Origin of the sequence: Ectobacillus panaciterrae DSM 19096 (assembly GCF_000430785.1) — a bacterium.
Taxonomy (GTDB): Bacteria; Bacillota; Bacilli; order Bacillales; family Bacillaceae_G; genus Ectobacillus; species Ectobacillus panaciterrae.
On sequence record NZ_KE387247.1, the window covers coordinates 21,124 to 37,206 of the forward strand.

The window sequence follows — 16,083 nt, forward strand, 5'->3', positions numbered from 1 at the left end:
GGATTAGTACCAGTGCCTGGATTAGTACCAGTGCCTGGATTAGTACCAGTGCCTGGTGTTCCAGTTGTGCCGTCACCATTATTTGGTGTAGCAGGCTTTTGCTCAGGTGCAGGGCTTCCTGTTATGGTAACAGTTGCAGTTGCAGCATTGCTCGATTTGCCGTTTGCTGTAGCCACAACAGAGAAGGAATAGCTGCTGCCCGGTTTCACGCCGCTCAATGTAATGCTATTGCTCTTCGTAGATCCTAACGATGTTTTCGCACCGCCGTCTAATGTATAGCTTACATCAAATGCTACGTCTTGTGTTTCGTCGGACTTTTGGTAAGACCAGCTTAATGAAATCGTGTTAGAAGCTTGGTCGTATTTTGCTTGCAAGCCGGCAGGAGCGTTTGGCTTTTCTTGTGGCGTAACAGCTTTTTCACCGCCTGTAACGCCCAGTTCATTTCCGATTTTATAAACGCTGGACGGCTGTTCAAATGCAGATGTATCCGTACCGAATTTATCCATCATGCTTTTGAAGATATATTGTGAGATTTTTGTCGAATTGCCCCCAAGGTACATGTCTTCTCCGTTTTTTACGTACCCCGTCCAAACAGACATCGTATATTGCGGTGTATATCCGACAAACCAACTGTCGTTTGTCGCGTTTGACGGATAACCATATTTACGAAGCACATCTTTCGGATAGTTCGTTGTTCCCGTTTTTCCGGCTACATCAAGACGTCCGATATTTGCGGCTTGTCCTGTACCGGAGTGCACTACTGTACGAAGCATATCCGTTATCATGTATGCCGTGTAATCGTTCATAACTCGTTTTTCCTTTGGCTTGAAGCTTACTTCTTTGCCATCCGGGAATACGACTTTCGTTACGAAATGCGGCTTAATATATACGCCGTCGTTGCCGAAAGCGCTGTATGCGCCTGACATTTCGAGCGGGTTGACTTGGTTCGCCCCGATTGCGAATGACTCGAATACTTGCCCTTTATCAAAGGTGATGCCGAGGTTTTCCGCAAATGCTTTGGATTTATTAATGCCTACTTCACGCATTGTGAGAAGGGCAGGGATATTGTAAGATTGCTCCAACGCTTTTCGAATGGATAGCATGCCGTGGTATTGATTGTCCCAGTTCGAAATTTCAGCACCGGTGTCGTACTTTGTCGCTTTATCGTTAATCTGGTGGGACGTCGCCCATTTAAGATTCTCAATCGCAGGACCGTAGTCGAAAATCGGTTTGAACGTAGAACCTGGCTGACGGTCAATATCAATCGCATAGTTGCTGCCGCGGAATGTTCCTTTATTTTCTTTGCGGCCGCTTCCGATTGCGCGCACTTCACCAGTTTTCGTGTCTTGGAATACGAAAGCTGCCTGGAATTGGTCATTTGGATATTTAAAGCCATCTCCTGTTTCTGCAAGCTGATCTGCATACTTTTGTGCTTCAGGATCTAGCGTAGTATAAATAGATAAACCGTCAGTGCCGATATTTACATCTTTAAGCTGGCTTTCTACTTCTTTTGCTGCTGCATCCAAGAACGCCTGATAAGGCATTTCAGAGTTTGAAGAAGGATGAACGCCTTGGTCGACCGGTACCTTCATGGCATCTTCCATTTGCTGCTTAGAAATAACCCCTTGCTTATTCATTAATGTTAACACTAGATTTCTGCGTTTTGTCGCATCTGCTTTATGCTCCGGTTTGGAAGGATCATATCTGTTCGGCCCTTGCGGCAAACCAGCAAGCATAGCCGCTTGCGGCAGTGTTATGTTTTTCAAGTCCTTTACATCAATGCCATAGTAGTTTTTAGCAGCCGCTGCAAGACCCCATGAGCTGTTGCCGAGGTTGATTTTATTTAAATACATTTCCAAAATTTCGTGCTTGGAATATTTTTGCTCCAGCTTATATGCCAAGTACCATTCCTGCACTTTACGCTTCAGCGTTTTATCCGGTGACAGGAAAGAGTTTTTAATAACCTGCTGGGTGATGGTGCTTCCGCCTTGAGAACCGAAGCCGCCTGTAAGGTTTTCAAAAATGGCTTTTGCTGTTCGTTTTATATCAATGCCGTGATGCTGATAGAACCGGGCATCTTCAGTTGATAAAAAGGCATCCTCAACCACTTTCGGAATTTGCTCATACGTAATAGGAGTTCGCTTTTGTACACCGTATTCATGTATAAAGTTTCCGTTTTTATCATAAAATTTGGTCGATGCAGGGTCGGCCAGTTTAGAGTCATCTATTTTTGGCGCATCTTTAATCATGGCAAAGAAAGTAGCAACTCCTGCTCCAAGTGTAACTATACCAATCAGTAAGCAGGCTACCAAGAATTTTTTGAAGAACGAACCTTTCTTGCGCGGTTTTTTGTTGTTTTGCTGTTCTTGCTTTACTTTTTCTGCTTGTTTACGTTCTTCACGAGAACGATAATTATCTGACATTATCTTTCTCCTACCTTTCACTTTCTAAAAAAAGTCAAGACATGAACTTTATTGATGACTTTATCATGAAAAATAAAGCATGTCTAGTATGCGAAGATAATCGATGCGCGGATGATAACCTGATGGTAACATATGTCCGAACGTTTCGATTTCTTGCTTTGTAATCGACTTTCGCCCGCCTTCTTGCTGTCGATTCCAGAATTGAATCACATATTTGCCTTCGAGGAAATAAATCTGATCATGATACGAAAATTTAATAATAACGAAGGCGATTCCATCGTGATGCAGCACTTGGTTTATATGCTCAATTTGATGCGGATGAAAGTTTTGCAGAGGAAAGCTTGTTTTGTTCTGTGTTTCCTTTGCTTCAAAATCCACGTATTTCCCCTTATAGACGCCGTTGTAGTCAGTTGTAGAAGGCTGTTTGAAGTACGCTTCTTTAATGACAGCCGCGCTTCGCTGCGGGTAATCAACCTTTACAACTTGAAGCGGAATCGGCTTTTTATGAATACAAGCAACGCCGCCCGCAAGATAATATTGATTCGTATCATTTAGTTCCTCTTCTAAAGACATACCTCTGTTACTATAAGTATGTTTTTTTACCGGCGGGTTATGAGCGGCCTCTTGCTTTGTATACCTTTTGCCGTTCGGGTAACGGATTGTCATCGCTCGTCCACTCCAGCTTAAGAATTACTTACAAAGGTGATTATATCAAAAAACAGACAAAATAGGTCATAAAGTTTTGCGTACAAACAGGGAAAGATAGAAACGAGGTGGATAAAGTGACACGTTTTTATGCAGATTATGATCAAATCCGCAAACGCAGGCAAACCATTTTTTGGACATCTGAAGAAAAAAAGATTACAGAAGAAATAGGGCAAATCACGAGGCTCGGGAATATAGATAATATTTCTCGTACGCATACATATAAGGAATATTATAGAAGAAATCAAGAAATTCAATGGGCGTTTCTCGCAAGTATGGTATCGCGCAACGCAGGCTGGAATATGACAGATTTAGAAGGAAATTACTATCCGAAGGTATTATCAAAGGAAGTAAGAAAACGATTGTTTTTGACATATGAGAGAGCAAATTGGTTCATCTTTTCCGATGCGTATCCGCAATTACTGCTGTATGAGTACTCTGTAAGAATGAAACAGCCTCTATTTCATTTACTGGGGGCTTTTTCCGTTTCTGTTTTTATGGAGGCGGAGTGGGAGCGGTTTTGGGAGGAGAAGGATAAGAATCGTTTGATAACAGCTCTCATTATGAATGAACAGCACGTGATTCAAAAGCCGGTCATTGAGCATCCATATTTTCAAAAGCATGTATTTCATTCTCTTTTGTTCAAATTTCAAGAGATTTTTCATTTTAGCTCCGTGCTGTTTCCAACTACAGCTGGAAAATTGTATGGGTTTTCTGTTCATGAATTCATTTATCCGGTAAAAAGAGTAGAGCTTGGCAAAAAGCTGGCATGGATTTTATTTCACCCGGATTATTATAAAGCATTTTGGCAGTTTTCCGAAGAAACTGTACACACAGGATCACGTGTCGATTATGAGCAGTATTTTTCATTTTCCAAGGAACAGGATACACCTTATTTGCGAGATGTCTATCCGGTCGTTCCGCATCAACGGCATATAAATGAAGATTGGTTTAAGGAAAGCGATGAAGTCTTCTCATTGTTTTCTCCCGTTTCTAATCAACAGAAATTTGATCTGACAGAGTGGTTTTTAATCAAGCAAAAACAGTTGCATATCTTCACAGTTTTTGATAAAATTTTAAATTTAGAGGATTAAAAAAGCAAGAGATTCACTCTTGCTTTTTTGTGAAGGTATGAAAGTGCGGATGTTTTTGTTTCGGAGCTGAACGAGCCGGCTTCGCTTTTCTTGATGTCCAGCTCCGCCGGCTAGGCACTCCCGCCTAAGAACCTCCACCACAAAAAGGCAAAAAGCGCCTTTTAGGGCGGAGAACCTTTGGCTCTGTGCCTGAACGAGCCGGCTCCGCTTTTCTTATTTATGTAGCAGGAAAGTTAGGTCCGTCAAGTTTTGGGTTTCCTGTTTGCGGCGCGTTTCGTTTTTGTTTGTTCTCCTGCTCTTTTTTCTGTTGTTCTTTGCTTTTTTCCATCTTAAACACCTCCCATCCGTATTGTAGCCATCTTTGCTGAATTCATACCAGCGAGAAAAACCGCTTTCTTTGCCGAATGAAAACTAGTTTTGTCATACAAGAAGGGAGTGCTTTCGCTTAAGTAGAATGTATGTAGCAATGAAAGGCAAAAAGGGAGGTATCGGTTATGAAGGTAGTTCCTAAGGAGAGTGTGATGAAACAAATTGAAGAGCTTGTCAGTACTCTTGATTTGCTGGAAATGAATATAACACTGCGTGTAAATCATACTATTAAACACAAAGAAGACGATGTGCTGGACGGGACAGAAATTATTCATGCACATGTTGCTCATATGGAGGCAAAAATGGTTCGCCATTTAGAAGAAGGGAATTGGCTGAAAAGCGCGATCTCCTTGCATGCATTGGCAGTGATGTAAAGAAGGTGAAAATGTGAAACATACGGAAGAACTTTTGGAACTTACCGCTCAGCTCCTTGCTTGGAATGAGCGTACCATGCAAATATTTCAGAAGCGGACGGAAAGAGAAACCGATTTTTATACTGAAGTGAAACCATTTGTTGAGAAATTGGATGCAGCAGCAGAGAAATGGAAAGAGACGGCGGAACTGTGGATAAGCGAAGAGAAGCCCAAATACATTCATAGTGTACAAATTCAGCAAACCTACGACAATCTGCAGCGCAGTGCCGTGGAATGCTTCATGCCTCAAACAAAAGAAAAACGTTTTAATGAGACGCATCAAGCAATTGAATACGTGCTGAACAGTATACTGGAGTTTTAATGATAGTAAAAAAAGAAAAAAGAGAGGAAGCTCCTCTCTTTTATTATGAATTCCTTTGTATAATTCCTTCTAACATGTAATCCGGTTTTTTTGCACCAATTGCTTCTAATTCGCGAACTACATTTCGATATTGTGCCAGCCCCATTTCTCCCCGTAAATAACGCTGCCCGGCAAAATCCAACAACTCATTCATATCCGCCGGCTCATACTGCTTGATTCCGACAAAGATAATACGTAACTCCCCTAGTGTCATTATTTTACCCCCTTGAGAAGAATGCTCTTCTACTTTCATCGTAGCATAAAAATGTAATTTTCATTAATTTTTAAAAATTTAGACTTCCGACAAGGATAGACATGAATAGATTCTTACATGAACATCCCCCACTTACCGTTACACACCATTCACACGCTTGAAGTGGGGGTATTCTCGCCTAATTTATGATAAATTGTTACGAGTAAATGTTAAAGAGGTTACACATTCGCCCGCTTCTTTTCATATTCTAATGTGAAAAGAAATACGAGGAGGGAATATGATGTTTCCAAATCAAGAAAGACCATATACGTTATATAACATGCATCCGTTTGAGCCGTATCAAACAAATCAAATGAATTATTACCAGCCGTTTCAAGTATCTTACATGAATCAGCAGCCTGCTTTCTACCCGCCGCAAAATCCATATCAGCAGACACCGTGGAATCCATATAAGCCATACCCGACAGCAAACAAGCAAAACTATAAAAAACAGCCCCAAGGCCAGTTCTCCAATATCGTTTCACAATTTAAAACAGCGGACGGGAACTATGATATTAATAAAATGATGAATACAGCGGGGCAAATGATGAATGCGATGAATCAAGTTACAGGGCTTGTTAAGCAGGTGGGAGGCTTTTTTGTAAGGTAATGAAAGAGCAACACCAAGGTTGCTCTTTTTTCTTCCTTTATATATAGATTAGACGTTTTAGATCCGCGTCTCTTGCAAGCTCGTGAATAAATTTATATCGATCGGCACGATAAGTGGAAATAACATATTCAAACGGTGTTCCATTAGCTAAATAGGAGGTTCGTTTCATACATAATACAGGAGCCCCGTATTCTATTTGCAGAGAATTTGCTTGCAGTTTGTCAGCAATAGAAGCTTCTATTTCTTGCTGGGCGAATTGGATAGTGTAGCCGAGCTTCTGTTCTATATGACGATACAAAGATTGATGAACGATATCTTCTGTAAGTCCTATAAGCAGATTGGCAGGAACGTAAGTTGTTTCAATTGCCATGGGCAAATCATCTGCTAAGCGAATTCGCCGAATCTCGTATACAGGCGTATACTCCTTAAGGTGTAGAGCTTGCGCAGCGCTATAGTCTGCAGGAGTAATTGTGAAGTCAAGGAATACATTGGACGGCTTCATGCCCCTGCCTGTCATATCTTCTGTAAAGCTCGTTAATCCAGTTAAAGTTTGTTCTATTTTTTGATTGCCGACAAATGTTCCTCTGCCTTTTTTCCTGTATAAATATCCTTGCAGTACGAGGTTATTCAGCGCTTGCCGGACTGTCATGCGGCTTATTTGATAGAGCTCCGCATACTCGCGTTCTGAAGGGATCATCTGGTTGGTCTGTAACTCTCCGCTTTCAATTTGATGTTTGATGTGTTCTAATAGCTGATGATATATAGGAATTGGCGAATGCTTGTTAATCAACGAAAATCCTCCTTTACAATCCTGTCTCTTTCCATTATTTTAGAGTACGCAAAACTGTTGAGCAATGCCTTCTGCTGCTTTTTTGTGTAAGAAACAAAAAATATTTAAAAAAAGAATAAATATTGAAAATTCAGAATATAAAAACTTTATTTTCGTTCTATAAAATAGTTGTCTGTCCTCCGATTCCGATTTAAAATTATGTCTTGTGTAGACTATTGATAATGGAGAGGAAAAAAACGTGAAGAAAGCAATTTTATATCTGTTCTTTGCGATGGTGACGTTAACGTTTTTGGTTTTTACGAGTTTTAAGCATATTTTGTACACTATTTTCTCATAACAAATAGGTATTTGTATCAGTCATGTACTATATCTCTGTCATATTGTAAAGTGTAACCACATTATGATGGAGAGGAGAAAAAAACTATGTATTGTAAGCCTTGTTTTGGAGGCCCTTATGGGGCGCCTTCTTATGTTTCACCGGCTGCAATAGGTCCTGTTGCAACAACACCGCCTATAGTGCACCCGTCAAAGTATTGTGAAACTCACACATTTTCTGCAACGGTCGTACCACACATTCATCCAACGCATAACACATTAGTTAACCATCAAATGATTCAAAATCAGCACTACTTCCCGCAAACACAATCTGCAGTAAATACAGTGCAGCAAACAAATGTTCCTGGCTTTGGTCCTACGCCTTATGGTCCAGGAGCAGGTTTTGGCCCAGGAGCAGGCTTTGGCCCAGGAGCAGGCTTTGGCCCAGGAGCAGGCTTTGGCCCAGGAGCAGGCTTTGGTCCAGGAGCAGGCTTTGGTCCAGGAGCAGGCTTTGGTCCAGGAGCAGGCTTTGGCCCAGGAGCAGGTTTTGGCCCAGGACCACAAGTGGCAGGTGCTATGGCAGGTCCAAGTGGGATGCCAGGCGGAATGCCAGGTGGAATGCCAGGCGGAATGCCAGGCGGAATGCCAGGCGGAATGCCAGGTGGAATGCCAGGAATGGTGGCAGGAGCAGGAACTGGAAATATGGGACCTAGCGTTGGTGGCATGTTCAAAAAGTAAGGAACTAGAACTAGCTTCGGCTGGTTCTTTTCTTATGTGTAAGCTAAAGAAGGGTGAGGCAAATGAAAGTATTAGCTGTAACAGGATATAAGCCATTTGAAATTGGTGTTTTTTCACAGGAGCACCCGGGAGTTCGTTACATAAAAAAGGCATTGCATCGTTCTCTTCTTTCTATGCTTGAAGAGGGGCTCGAATGGGTTATAATCAGCGGGCAGCTTGGTGTAGAGCTATGGGCGGCAGAAGTTGTATTTGATCTGCAAATGGAATTTCCCAGCTTGAAGCTCGGTGTATTTACGCCGTTTTTAGATCAAGAAGAGAACTGGAATGAAGCAAACAAGGAACATTATGAGTTTGTTGTTGCGCAGGCAGATCATGTAGACAGCATTACAAAACGGAAATATGAAAGTCCGCAGCAGTTTCAATTGAAAACTCGGTTTTTTATTGAAAAAAGCGATGCGCTGCTAGCAATGTATGATGAAGAAAAGGAAGGAAGTCCAAAGTTTCTCGTGCAAGCGGCAATGGCACGGGAAAATTATCCTTGCTATTTGATTCGATTTTCCGATTTACAAGATATAATTGACGATGAACAGTGGAATATGGAGGATCAGCAATCCTAAGAAAAACCGCCCGATCCTTTTTATATACAAGTGAATAAAAAACGTCTTTTATAAAAGATAAGAAAATGAAAGAGACATTGTACAAACAATCACGAGAATGGTAAAATATTCTTAGCGTGCTTGAGGAAAATGCATGCAAGAATATTGAAGTTTTTGTAAAGACTTGAGGTGAAAGAAATGCTTTCCGATAAATTAAAGCTGACAGCGAAAGACATTTTAGAAAAAGAATTTAAAACAGGAATCCGCGGATATCAGCAAGAAGAAGTGGATAAATTTCTAGACTTAGTGATTAAAGATTATGAAGCACTTCATCAGGAGATTGAACATTTACAGCAGGAAAATGCCCGCTTAAAACGCATGGTGGAAGAACAGAAAATGAAGCAGCCGGCTGCAGTGCCAACGCCGCCGCCAGTGTATAACAATACGAACACGGATATTTTACGCCGTCTTTCAAATTTGGAAAAGGCTGTGTTTGGAAGCAAGTTATACGACTGATGTAAAGAATTTTATGTAAAAATACATTGCATCTTTTTCGTTTTTCTACTATACTAATATCTGTCATAACGTTTGGGTGATCGCTGCAGCGCAAGCTGTAGAGGAAAGTCCATGCTCGCACGGCCTGAGACGGCCGTAGTGTTCGTGCCTAGCGAAGTCATAAGCTAGGGTAGCTCGGCATCATGCTGGGCTAACGGCGGGGAAACAGCCTAAGTCTTCGGATATGGCTGGAATACTCTGAAAGTGCCACAGTGACGTAGTCCCGGAAGAAATGACGGGAGTGGAACGCGGTAAACCCCACGAGTGAGAAACCCAAATTATGGTAGGGGCATCTTCTCCAAGGAAATGAACAAGGGAGAAGGACAGATCATGCATCTGTAGACAGATGGTCACCACCGGAGTACGAGGCGGGAGCCGCTTGCAGTACAAAGGTACAGAACATGGCTTACAAAACGTTATGAACCAACATCACGAAATACAGCTCTCCTAACTAAAGGGGAGCTTTTTGTGTGCTGTATGAATGTGAAAGTAATGAGTTAAAATGGTAAAGAAGTTCTTGGTGTTAGGAGAATGAATATGAATAAAATTACGCTGATTGCTACAGCGGCTATGGGGCTAGAAGCGCTTGTTGCGCGAGAGGTTCGCAGCCTTGGATATGAATGCGAAGTCGATAACGGAAAGGTTACTTTTCAAGCAGATGCAGATGCGATTTGCCGTGCCAATCTTTGGCTGCGCACAGCAGATCGTATTAAAGTTAAAGTGGGAGAATTTAAAGCCACAACATTTGATGAGCTGTTTGAAAAAACAAAAGCATTGAACTGGGGCGATTATATACCAGAAAACGCAGAGTTTCCGGTCATTGGAAAATCTGTAAAGTCGCAGCTGTTCAGCGTATCAGATTGCCAAGGAATTGTGAAGAAGGCAGTGGTGGAGAAGCTGCGCCATACATATAAGCGCTCGACTTGGTTTGAAGAGACGGGACCGCTTTACCGTATAGAAGTTTCGCTGCTTAAGGATATTGCGACATTAACCATTGATGCGAGCGGAGTCGGTCTGCACAAGCGAGGATATCGTGTGGGACAAGGAGAAGCGCCGCTGAAGGAAACGCTGGCAGCTTCTCTTATCATGCTGACAAACTGGAGACCGGATCAGCCGTTCGTTGACCCGTTTTGCGGTTCGGGAACAATTGCGATTGAAGCGGCATTAATCGGCCAAAACATCGCACCCGGATTTAATCGTGAATTTGCGTCCGACAGATGGGAATGGATCGGAAAAGAGAGATGGAACCGCGCTCGCCAAGAGGTTGAAGACTTGGCGAATTATGATCAGCCGCTCCATATTATCGGTTCAGATATCGATCATCGTATGGTGCAAGTTGCACAGGATAATGCAGATGAAGTCGGCTTAGGGGACTTGATTACGTTTAAGCAGATGCAAGTAAAAGATTTTACAGCAAAAGAGGAATACGGTTATGTCGTGACGAATCCTCCATACGGAGAACGCTTGAGCGAAAAGCCTCTTGTAGAGAAGCTATATACGGATATGGGACGTGCATTTCAGGAACTTGATACATGGTCTGTCTATGTGCTGACAAGTCACGAGCAATTTGAAACGTTTTATGGGAAACCGGCGTCCAAGAAACGGAAGCTGTTTAACGGTTTTATTCGTACTGACTACTATCAATACTTTGGAAAACGCCCGCCGAAAGAATAGAATAAAACACCCTTGGAAGACGTATACTGTTTATTATGCATGTTTCAAGGGAGGTACGCGGAATGAAAAAGAACGTTTCAGAGTTTGACATGATTCAAAAGGCGATCTATCACACTTATGATGTGCTGGAAAATGAGTGTGCAGATCTTGCAGTGGATGAAATGAAAGCTGCACGGGAGCATTATTTGCTGGCACTCTCACATAAAACTTTAATTGATAAGCAGTATTTAAAACGAATGATAGAGTAAAAAGTTTTCCGCTTTGGAAAACTTTTTACATTTTAGAATGTAACAGTTGGAGGAGAATATGTTGACGAGAGAAAAGCTGCCGTTTGAAGTAGGAAAGCAGGATAATTTCTTTGATAAGCTGAACGAATGGGTTGGCGACGTGTTTTACGATATTTTGCCGGAAGCAGGATTTGAACTGAGAGATGAACAAGTTTTTATGGCGTTTCAGCTCGACCGTGCGTTTCGCGAAAAGAAAGTCATGTTTGCAGAGGCTGGAGTAGGAACGGGAAAAACAATTGTGTACTTGCTGTATGCGATTTGTTATGCCCGTTATACAGGAAAGCCGGCTATTGTTGCTTGCGCGGATGAAACGCTGATTGAGCAGCTTGTAAAAGAAGAAGGGGATATCGCAAAGCTGTCAAAAGCCCTTGATTTAAGAGTTGACGTACGCTTGGCAAAATCTATGGATAATTATCTTTGTTTAAAGAAAATAGAAGGCATTATGGAAGGGTATCCGTCCGAGGCAATCGAAGATGCATATGACAGCTTGCCTGAATTTGTTTTCGATCACGGAACCATGCAGACATTCCAGCATTATGGTGATCGGAAAGAATATCCTTTATTAAACGATGAAGAATGGTCCCAAGTAGCTTGGGATTATTTCCAGGACTGCTCTACGTGCGATAAGCGGCACCGTTGCGGTCAAACATTGTCCCGCGACCATTATCGAAAGGCGGCAGATCTAATTATTTGCTCGCAGGATTTTTATATGGAGCACATTTGGACTTATGACGCGCGCAAGCGGGAAGGACAAATGCCGCTCTTGCCTGAGGGAAGCTGCGTCGTATTTGATGAGGGGCATCTTGTAGAGTATGCGGCACAAAAAGCGCTGACTTACCGTTTAAAGCAAACGATGATGGAGGATCTCTTGACAAGATTGCTGCAAAACGATATTCGCCAAGAGTTTGCAGAGCTTATCGAAGATTCTATTTTGCAGGCAAGCGAATTTTTCTATTCCTTAAAAGAGCATACAAAAGAAATAGCAGGATCTGATCGTTTAGAGATTACCCGCTCAAATGATTTGATTCGGGAAGCGAAGCGGCTGTATAAAAAAGTAGAAGAAATAGGCGATGCCCTTGTCTTTGAAAGCGAACTCTATACAGTAGATCAATATGATTTAAATATAGTGGACGAGCATTTGGATATGCTGGAGCACTCATTGAAGCTGTTCATCCATGAAGAGAAGGTAATTGCTTGGGCAGAAGAAGGAGAGGGCGTGTTGACGCTTATTATCATGCCGCGTGCTGTAGAAGAAGTGCTTCGGGAAAAAGTGTTCGCAAAGAAAATTCCTTACATCTTCTCATCTGCGACGTTATCAGAAAACAGCTCATTCGATTTTATTGCAAACACCCTTGGCGTACAGGACTATTTATCGTTTTCAGTAGCCTCTCCGTTTGATTATGAAGAGCAAATGAGGGTGGTTCTGCCGACGTTCTTACACGACATATTCGCGAAAAAAATGGAGTATGCAATCAGGGAGCTTAAGAAAACAGAGGGACGAACGCTGATCTTATTCCGTACGAAGCAGGAGCTGCAAGCTTTTAAAGAGGAGATGGACAAGCAGGAGATGAATATCCCGTTTTTATATGAAGGCGATCAAGAAATCAGCCAGCTCGTGTCCCGCTTCCAAAATGAAGAGGAGACTGTGCTTTGTGCCGTTCATTTATGGGAAGGTTTGGATATTCCAGGCTCATCTTTATCGCACGTCATCATTTGGTCGCTGCCGTTCCCTCCAAATGATCCGGTATTTGAAGCAAAGCGAAGCAACGTTGCAGACCCGTTTAGGGAAGTTGACTTGCCGTATATGATTCTTCGTCTTCGTCAGGGCATCGGACGTCTTATCCGAACAAGTGAGGACAACGGATATATTTCGATTTTCCTCACAGAGGATGAAAAACCGGAAGTCATAAATGCGGTAAGAAACGCGTTACCTGTTGAAGGAGAAATGGTGAAATAAGCTTGGCAGCCGCCAAGCTTATTTTGTTTGGAAGGAATTTTGTCCTTTGTACAGAATTTCTAGAAAAAAAGGAGGATTAAATATGACAACGTATACATATGAAACAGAAAAAAAGTTTTTAGCATACGTAAACAAAATGATGAATTATGAAGAGGCACTGAATCTTATGTTTTGGGATTTGCGCACAGGAGCGCCGAAAAACGGGGTGGAGCAGCGTTCTGAAGTAATCAGTATGCTGTCAACGGAAGTATTTACGATGTCTACATCTGATGAAATGAATGCATACTTAGAAGAATTAGAGGGTCTCATTCAGGATGGAAAGGTTTCTTTAAAAACGCAGAAAATTGTGGAAGAATGCCGTAAAGATTATGATAGAAATAAGAAAATTCCTGAAGAAGAATATACAGAATATGTAAAGCTGCAGGCGAAAGCGGAAAGCATGTGGGAAACTGCAAAGGCGGAGTCGGATTTTGCCATGTTCCAGCCATACTTAGAGAAAATTGTAGCATTTAAAAAGAAATTTATATCGTATTGGGGATACAAAGAGTATAAGTATGACACGCTGCTCGATATGTATGAGCTAGGTATGACAACAGAAGTTTTAGACCGCGTTTTCGGTCAGCTGCGCGAACGAATCGTCCCGCTTGTCAAACAAATTGCGGAGTCCGGCAAAGGGCTGAAAACAGAGCCGCTTACTGCACATTTTCCACAAGAACAGCAGCGCGCGCTCAGCTTGGCCCTGTTAAAGCAATTAAGCTATAACTTTGAAGCGGGGCGTCTTGATGAGACGGTTCATCCATTTGCTATTACGTTAAATCCCGGAGATGTCCGCATCACAACGAAATATGATGAGAACGACTTCCGTACAGCTGTATTCGGGACGATTCATGAATGCGGTCATGCTGTATACGAACAAAACATTTCCGCCGATTTAATCGGCACACCGCTTTGTGACGGTACATCCATGGGAATACACGAATCACAATCTCTTTTCTTTGAGAACTTTATCGGCCGCAACAAGCATTTTTGGAAACAGAACTACGAGCTGTTAAAATCGTATGCGAATGGACAATTTGATGATGTATCTCTTGATGAATTTTACGATGCAATCAACGAATCCAAGCCGTCTCTTATCCGGATTGAAGCGGATGAATTGACATATCCGCTGCACGTTATGGTTCGCTATGAAATCGAAAAGGGTTTATTTGACGGGAATTTAGAAGTGAAGGACTTGCCTAAAGTATGGAATGACAAGATGGAGGAATATCTTGGCGTTCGTCCGCACAGCGATGCAGCCGGCGTACTGCAGGATGTACATTGGGCAGGAGGAGATTTCGGATACTTCCCGTCTTATGCATTAGGCTATATGTATGCGGCACAATTCAAAAATAGGATGCTTCGCGATATCCCGAATTTTGATGAATTGCTTGAAGAAGGAAATATAGAGCCGGTTCGTCAGTGGCTGACTGAACACGTTCATCAATACGGCAAAATGAAGAAACCGCTTGAGATTTTGCGCGATGTGACAGGCGAAGGACTGAACGCAAATTATCTTGCCGATTACTTGGAAGAGAAGTATAAAGCCATTTATAACTTGGCGTAACAGCATAGAAAAATCACCAGGTCAACCTGGTGATTTTTCTTGTTTCAATCTGCCGTACGTGCCGAGGCGCCAAATATATTCCATCGGACCGTACGAGAAATGGGAGAGCCACAGCCTGCTTCCCCATATTTGCAGCATATAAAAAACAAGACAAAACGGGATGCCCGCATACAGGGGCAGTGCTGCGCTGTTTTTGAAGCAGATGTTGAATATGAGGACAGTTGCGATGGTTTGCAGTAAATAGTTTGTAAGAGCCATGCGCCCGACATATTGAAAAGGCCGAAGCAGCCGCTGCCATTTCTCGCGCTCCATCATTCGGAGCAGCGTAAGAACATAAAAGATAAAGAGTGTTTTGCCGCTTGCGACAACATAAGGAAACACTTCTGCAGCATTATAGACATCCGTTGAAACAAAGTAAGAAAGAATTTTATACCAGCTCGGAAGTGTGAGAAGGAACGCGATAATTTGCAGCTTTTTTAGTTTTCCATCAAGCTCCTTTACACGGCGGAATATGTCTTTTTTGCCGAAGTACAACCCGAGAAGGAATAAGCCGAGCGTTTCCGGGATATATATGAGGTTGACTGCAATTTGTTCACTTGTGAAGGAAGCAAACCGCTCTTGTACTTGCTCTGTCCAATCCGCAAGCGGTGCCGGATAAGAAGAAGTGCTGCTGTGCGGCGTGAAACTGTACGCGACAAAAATGAATAACATGAACAGCATCAGCAGCATAAACGCCCATACCATAACAGTTTTCGGTCTTTTTTTGTAAAACATAAGCAAAAGAAAAGCAGTCACAGCATACGAATGGAGAATATCCCCTCTCCAAAGCAGTATAAAATGCAGGGCGCCGAACATAAGCAAAAGCAGCAGCCGCCGTATAAACAGAAGCTTCGGCCAGCTCGTTATTGTTTCAGCCCGAGTCATAAATATATAAAAGCCAAGCCCGAACAAAAATGAAAATATGGTATAGAATTTCGTTTGTACAAAAAGATCATAAAAGCATCGTATGTAAGCATCTATACCTATGTAGGCGCGCTCTTGGTCATGCATTTCCACGCCGGTTAAAGAAGGCCAGTTCACGAAGAAAATGCCGAGTATGGCGAAGCCGCGAATGACGTCCATCGAATGAATGCGCTCCTGTTTGATATTTATATTCATCATATCTCTCCCCTCATGACACAATTATAGATGCCGGCAGAACGAGATTTCCATATTTTTTTACTGCTAACCTTCGCATAGTGCGGTATAATAAGAGTGCACAACAACAGTTTTACCACTCCTTTAAAACAGGCAGCACAGCCTGGAAGCTCCCGTCAGAGGAGCTTTTTTTTGTTTTTTGT

The 16,083-nt window shown here is 42.3% G+C and carries 16 protein-coding genes and 1 other RNA gene; 12 read left to right on the plus strand and 5 right to left on the minus strand.

What is annotated here, in order from left to right:
* Both H540_RS30785 and recU read right to left on the minus strand, forming a co-directional pair.
* The coding region (locus H540_RS30785; RefSeq protein WP_051317264.1) for a penicillin-binding protein 1A at positions 1 to 2,423 on the minus strand (2,423 nt) is incomplete at its 3' end.
* A 63-nt stretch (positions 2,424 to 2,486) separates the two neighbouring features.
* Positions 2,487 to 3,089, minus strand: coding sequence for a Holliday junction resolvase RecU (gene recU, locus H540_RS0124110; RefSeq protein WP_028402739.1), 603 nt, complete (start codon positions 3,087 to 3,089; stop codon positions 2,487 to 2,489).
* Between the two features lie 116 nt (positions 3,090 to 3,205).
* Between recU and H540_RS0124115 the strand changes: the two genes are divergently transcribed.
* The 3 genes from H540_RS0124115 (at position 3,206) to H540_RS0124130 (ending at position 5,326) form a co-directional block, all read left to right on the plus strand.
* A complete protein-coding gene (locus H540_RS0124115) occupies positions 3,206 to 4,222 on the plus strand; it encodes a DUF2515 domain-containing protein (RefSeq protein ID WP_034671873.1) in 1,017 nt (338 codons plus the stop codon).
* 494 nt (positions 4,223 to 4,716) lie between these two features.
* On the plus strand, positions 4,717 to 4,965 hold the full coding sequence (locus H540_RS0124125) for a hypothetical protein (protein WP_028402741.1): 249 nt from the start codon (positions 4,717 to 4,719) through the stop codon (positions 4,963 to 4,965).
* Between the two features lie 13 nt (positions 4,966 to 4,978).
* Positions 4,979 to 5,326 carry a YppE family protein gene (locus H540_RS0124130; RefSeq protein ID WP_028402742.1) on the plus strand — a complete coding sequence of 116 codons (348 nt, stop codon included), beginning with the start codon at positions 4,979 to 4,981 and terminating at the stop codon, positions 5,324 to 5,326.
* A 43-nt stretch (positions 5,327 to 5,369) separates the two neighbouring features.
* Here H540_RS0124130 and H540_RS0124135 read toward each other — a convergent pair whose 3' ends face one another.
* Entirely contained in the window at positions 5,370 to 5,579 is a 210-nt protein-coding gene (locus H540_RS0124135) for a YppF family protein (protein WP_028402743.1), read from the minus strand.
* 277 nt (positions 5,580 to 5,856) lie between these two features.
* Between H540_RS0124135 and H540_RS30790 the strand changes: the two genes are divergently transcribed.
* Entirely contained in the window at positions 5,857 to 6,228 is a 372-nt protein-coding gene (locus H540_RS30790; RefSeq protein ID WP_155891136.1) for a YppG family protein, read from the plus strand.
* Positions 6,229 to 6,265: 37 nt separating this feature from the next.
* Here the strand turns inward: H540_RS30790 and H540_RS0124145 are convergent, their stop codons facing one another.
* Positions 6,266 to 7,018 carry a GntR family transcriptional regulator gene (locus H540_RS0124145; RefSeq protein ID WP_028402744.1) on the minus strand — a complete coding sequence of 251 codons (753 nt, stop codon included), beginning with the start codon at positions 7,016 to 7,018 and terminating at the stop codon, positions 6,266 to 6,268.
* 423 nt (positions 7,019 to 7,441) lie between these two features.
* On the opposite strand from H540_RS0124145, the gene H540_RS35725 reads away from it, so the two are divergent.
* The 8 genes from H540_RS35725 to H540_RS0124180 all read left to right on the plus strand — a co-directional run bounded on the left by H540_RS35725 (position 7,442) and on the right by H540_RS0124180 (position 14,743).
* Positions 7,442 to 8,071 (plus strand): CotD family spore coat protein, encoded by a 630-nt coding sequence (locus H540_RS35725; RefSeq protein ID WP_081415265.1) that lies wholly within the window; start codon positions 7,442 to 7,444, stop codon positions 8,069 to 8,071.
* Between the two features lie 62 nt (positions 8,072 to 8,133).
* Positions 8,134 to 8,688, plus strand: coding sequence for an SLOG family protein (locus H540_RS0124155; RefSeq protein WP_028402745.1), 555 nt, complete (start codon positions 8,134 to 8,136; stop codon positions 8,686 to 8,688).
* A gap of 177 nt (positions 8,689 to 8,865) precedes the next feature.
* Positions 8,866 to 9,183 (plus strand): cell division regulator GpsB, encoded by a 318-nt coding sequence (gpsB, locus tag H540_RS0124160; RefSeq protein WP_028402746.1) that lies wholly within the window; start codon positions 8,866 to 8,868, stop codon positions 9,181 to 9,183.
* A 68-nt stretch (positions 9,184 to 9,251) separates the two neighbouring features.
* An RNA gene (rnpB, locus tag H540_RS32625) (RNase P RNA component class B) lies at positions 9,252 to 9,636 on the plus strand.
* A 123-nt stretch (positions 9,637 to 9,759) separates the two neighbouring features.
* On the plus strand, positions 9,760 to 10,896 hold the full coding sequence (locus tag H540_RS0124165) for a THUMP domain-containing class I SAM-dependent RNA methyltransferase (RefSeq protein WP_028402747.1): 1,137 nt from the start codon (positions 9,760 to 9,762) through the stop codon (positions 10,894 to 10,896).
* 62 nt (positions 10,897 to 10,958) lie between these two features.
* Positions 10,959 to 11,144 (plus strand): DUF3921 family protein, encoded by a 186-nt coding sequence (locus tag H540_RS0124170; RefSeq protein ID WP_028402748.1) that lies wholly within the window; start codon positions 10,959 to 10,961, stop codon positions 11,142 to 11,144.
* Between the two features lie 58 nt (positions 11,145 to 11,202).
* A complete protein-coding gene (locus tag H540_RS0124175) occupies positions 11,203 to 13,140 on the plus strand; it encodes an ATP-dependent DNA helicase (protein ID WP_028402749.1) in 1,938 nt (645 codons plus the stop codon).
* Between the two features lie 82 nt (positions 13,141 to 13,222).
* Positions 13,223 to 14,743, plus strand: a complete 1,521-nt coding sequence (locus H540_RS0124180; protein WP_028402750.1) for a carboxypeptidase M32 — start codon at positions 13,223 to 13,225, stop codon at positions 14,741 to 14,743.
* Between the two features lie 21 nt (positions 14,744 to 14,764).
* Here H540_RS0124180 and H540_RS0124185 read toward each other — a convergent pair whose 3' ends face one another.
* Positions 14,765 to 15,901: a DUF418 domain-containing protein gene (locus H540_RS0124185; protein ID WP_028402751.1), complete on the minus strand. Its 1,137-nt coding sequence runs from the start codon at positions 15,899 to 15,901 to the stop codon at positions 14,765 to 14,767.
* Positions 15,902 to 16,083 lie beyond the last annotated feature (182 nt).

Excerpts from the sequence above, each read along its gene's own strand:
- recU (WP_028402739.1), bottom strand. The coding sequence starts at position 3,089 with ATGACAATCCGTTACCCGAACGGCAAAAGGTATACAAAGCAAGAGGCC.
- H540_RS0124125 (WP_028402741.1), top strand. The coding sequence starts at position 4,717 with ATGAAGGTAGTTCCTAAGGAGAGTGTGATGAAACAAATTGAAGAGCTT.
- H540_RS0124135 (WP_028402743.1), bottom strand. The coding sequence starts at position 5,579 with ATGACACTAGGGGAGTTACGTATTATCTTTGTCGGAATCAAGCAGTAT.
- H540_RS30790 (WP_155891136.1), top strand. The coding sequence starts at position 5,857 with ATGATGTTTCCAAATCAAGAAAGACCATATACGTTATATAACATGCAT.
- H540_RS35725 (WP_081415265.1), top strand. The coding sequence starts at position 7,442 with ATGTATTGTAAGCCTTGTTTTGGAGGCCCTTATGGGGCGCCTTCTTAT.
- H540_RS0124155 (WP_028402745.1), top strand. The coding sequence starts at position 8,134 with ATGAAAGTATTAGCTGTAACAGGATATAAGCCATTTGAAATTGGTGTT.
- gpsB (WP_028402746.1), top strand. The coding sequence starts at position 8,866 with ATGCTTTCCGATAAATTAAAGCTGACAGCGAAAGACATTTTAGAAAAA.
- H540_RS0124165 (WP_028402747.1), top strand. The coding sequence starts at position 9,760 with ATGAATAAAATTACGCTGATTGCTACAGCGGCTATGGGGCTAGAAGCG.
- H540_RS0124170 (WP_028402748.1), top strand. The coding sequence starts at position 10,959 with ATGAAAAAGAACGTTTCAGAGTTTGACATGATTCAAAAGGCGATCTAT.
- H540_RS0124175 (WP_028402749.1), top strand. The coding sequence starts at position 11,203 with ATGTTGACGAGAGAAAAGCTGCCGTTTGAAGTAGGAAAGCAGGATAAT.
- H540_RS0124180 (WP_028402750.1), top strand. The coding sequence starts at position 13,223 with ATGACAACGTATACATATGAAACAGAAAAAAAGTTTTTAGCATACGTA.
- H540_RS0124185 (WP_028402751.1), bottom strand. The coding sequence starts at position 15,901 with ATGAATATAAATATCAAACAGGAGCGCATTCATTCGATGGACGTCATT.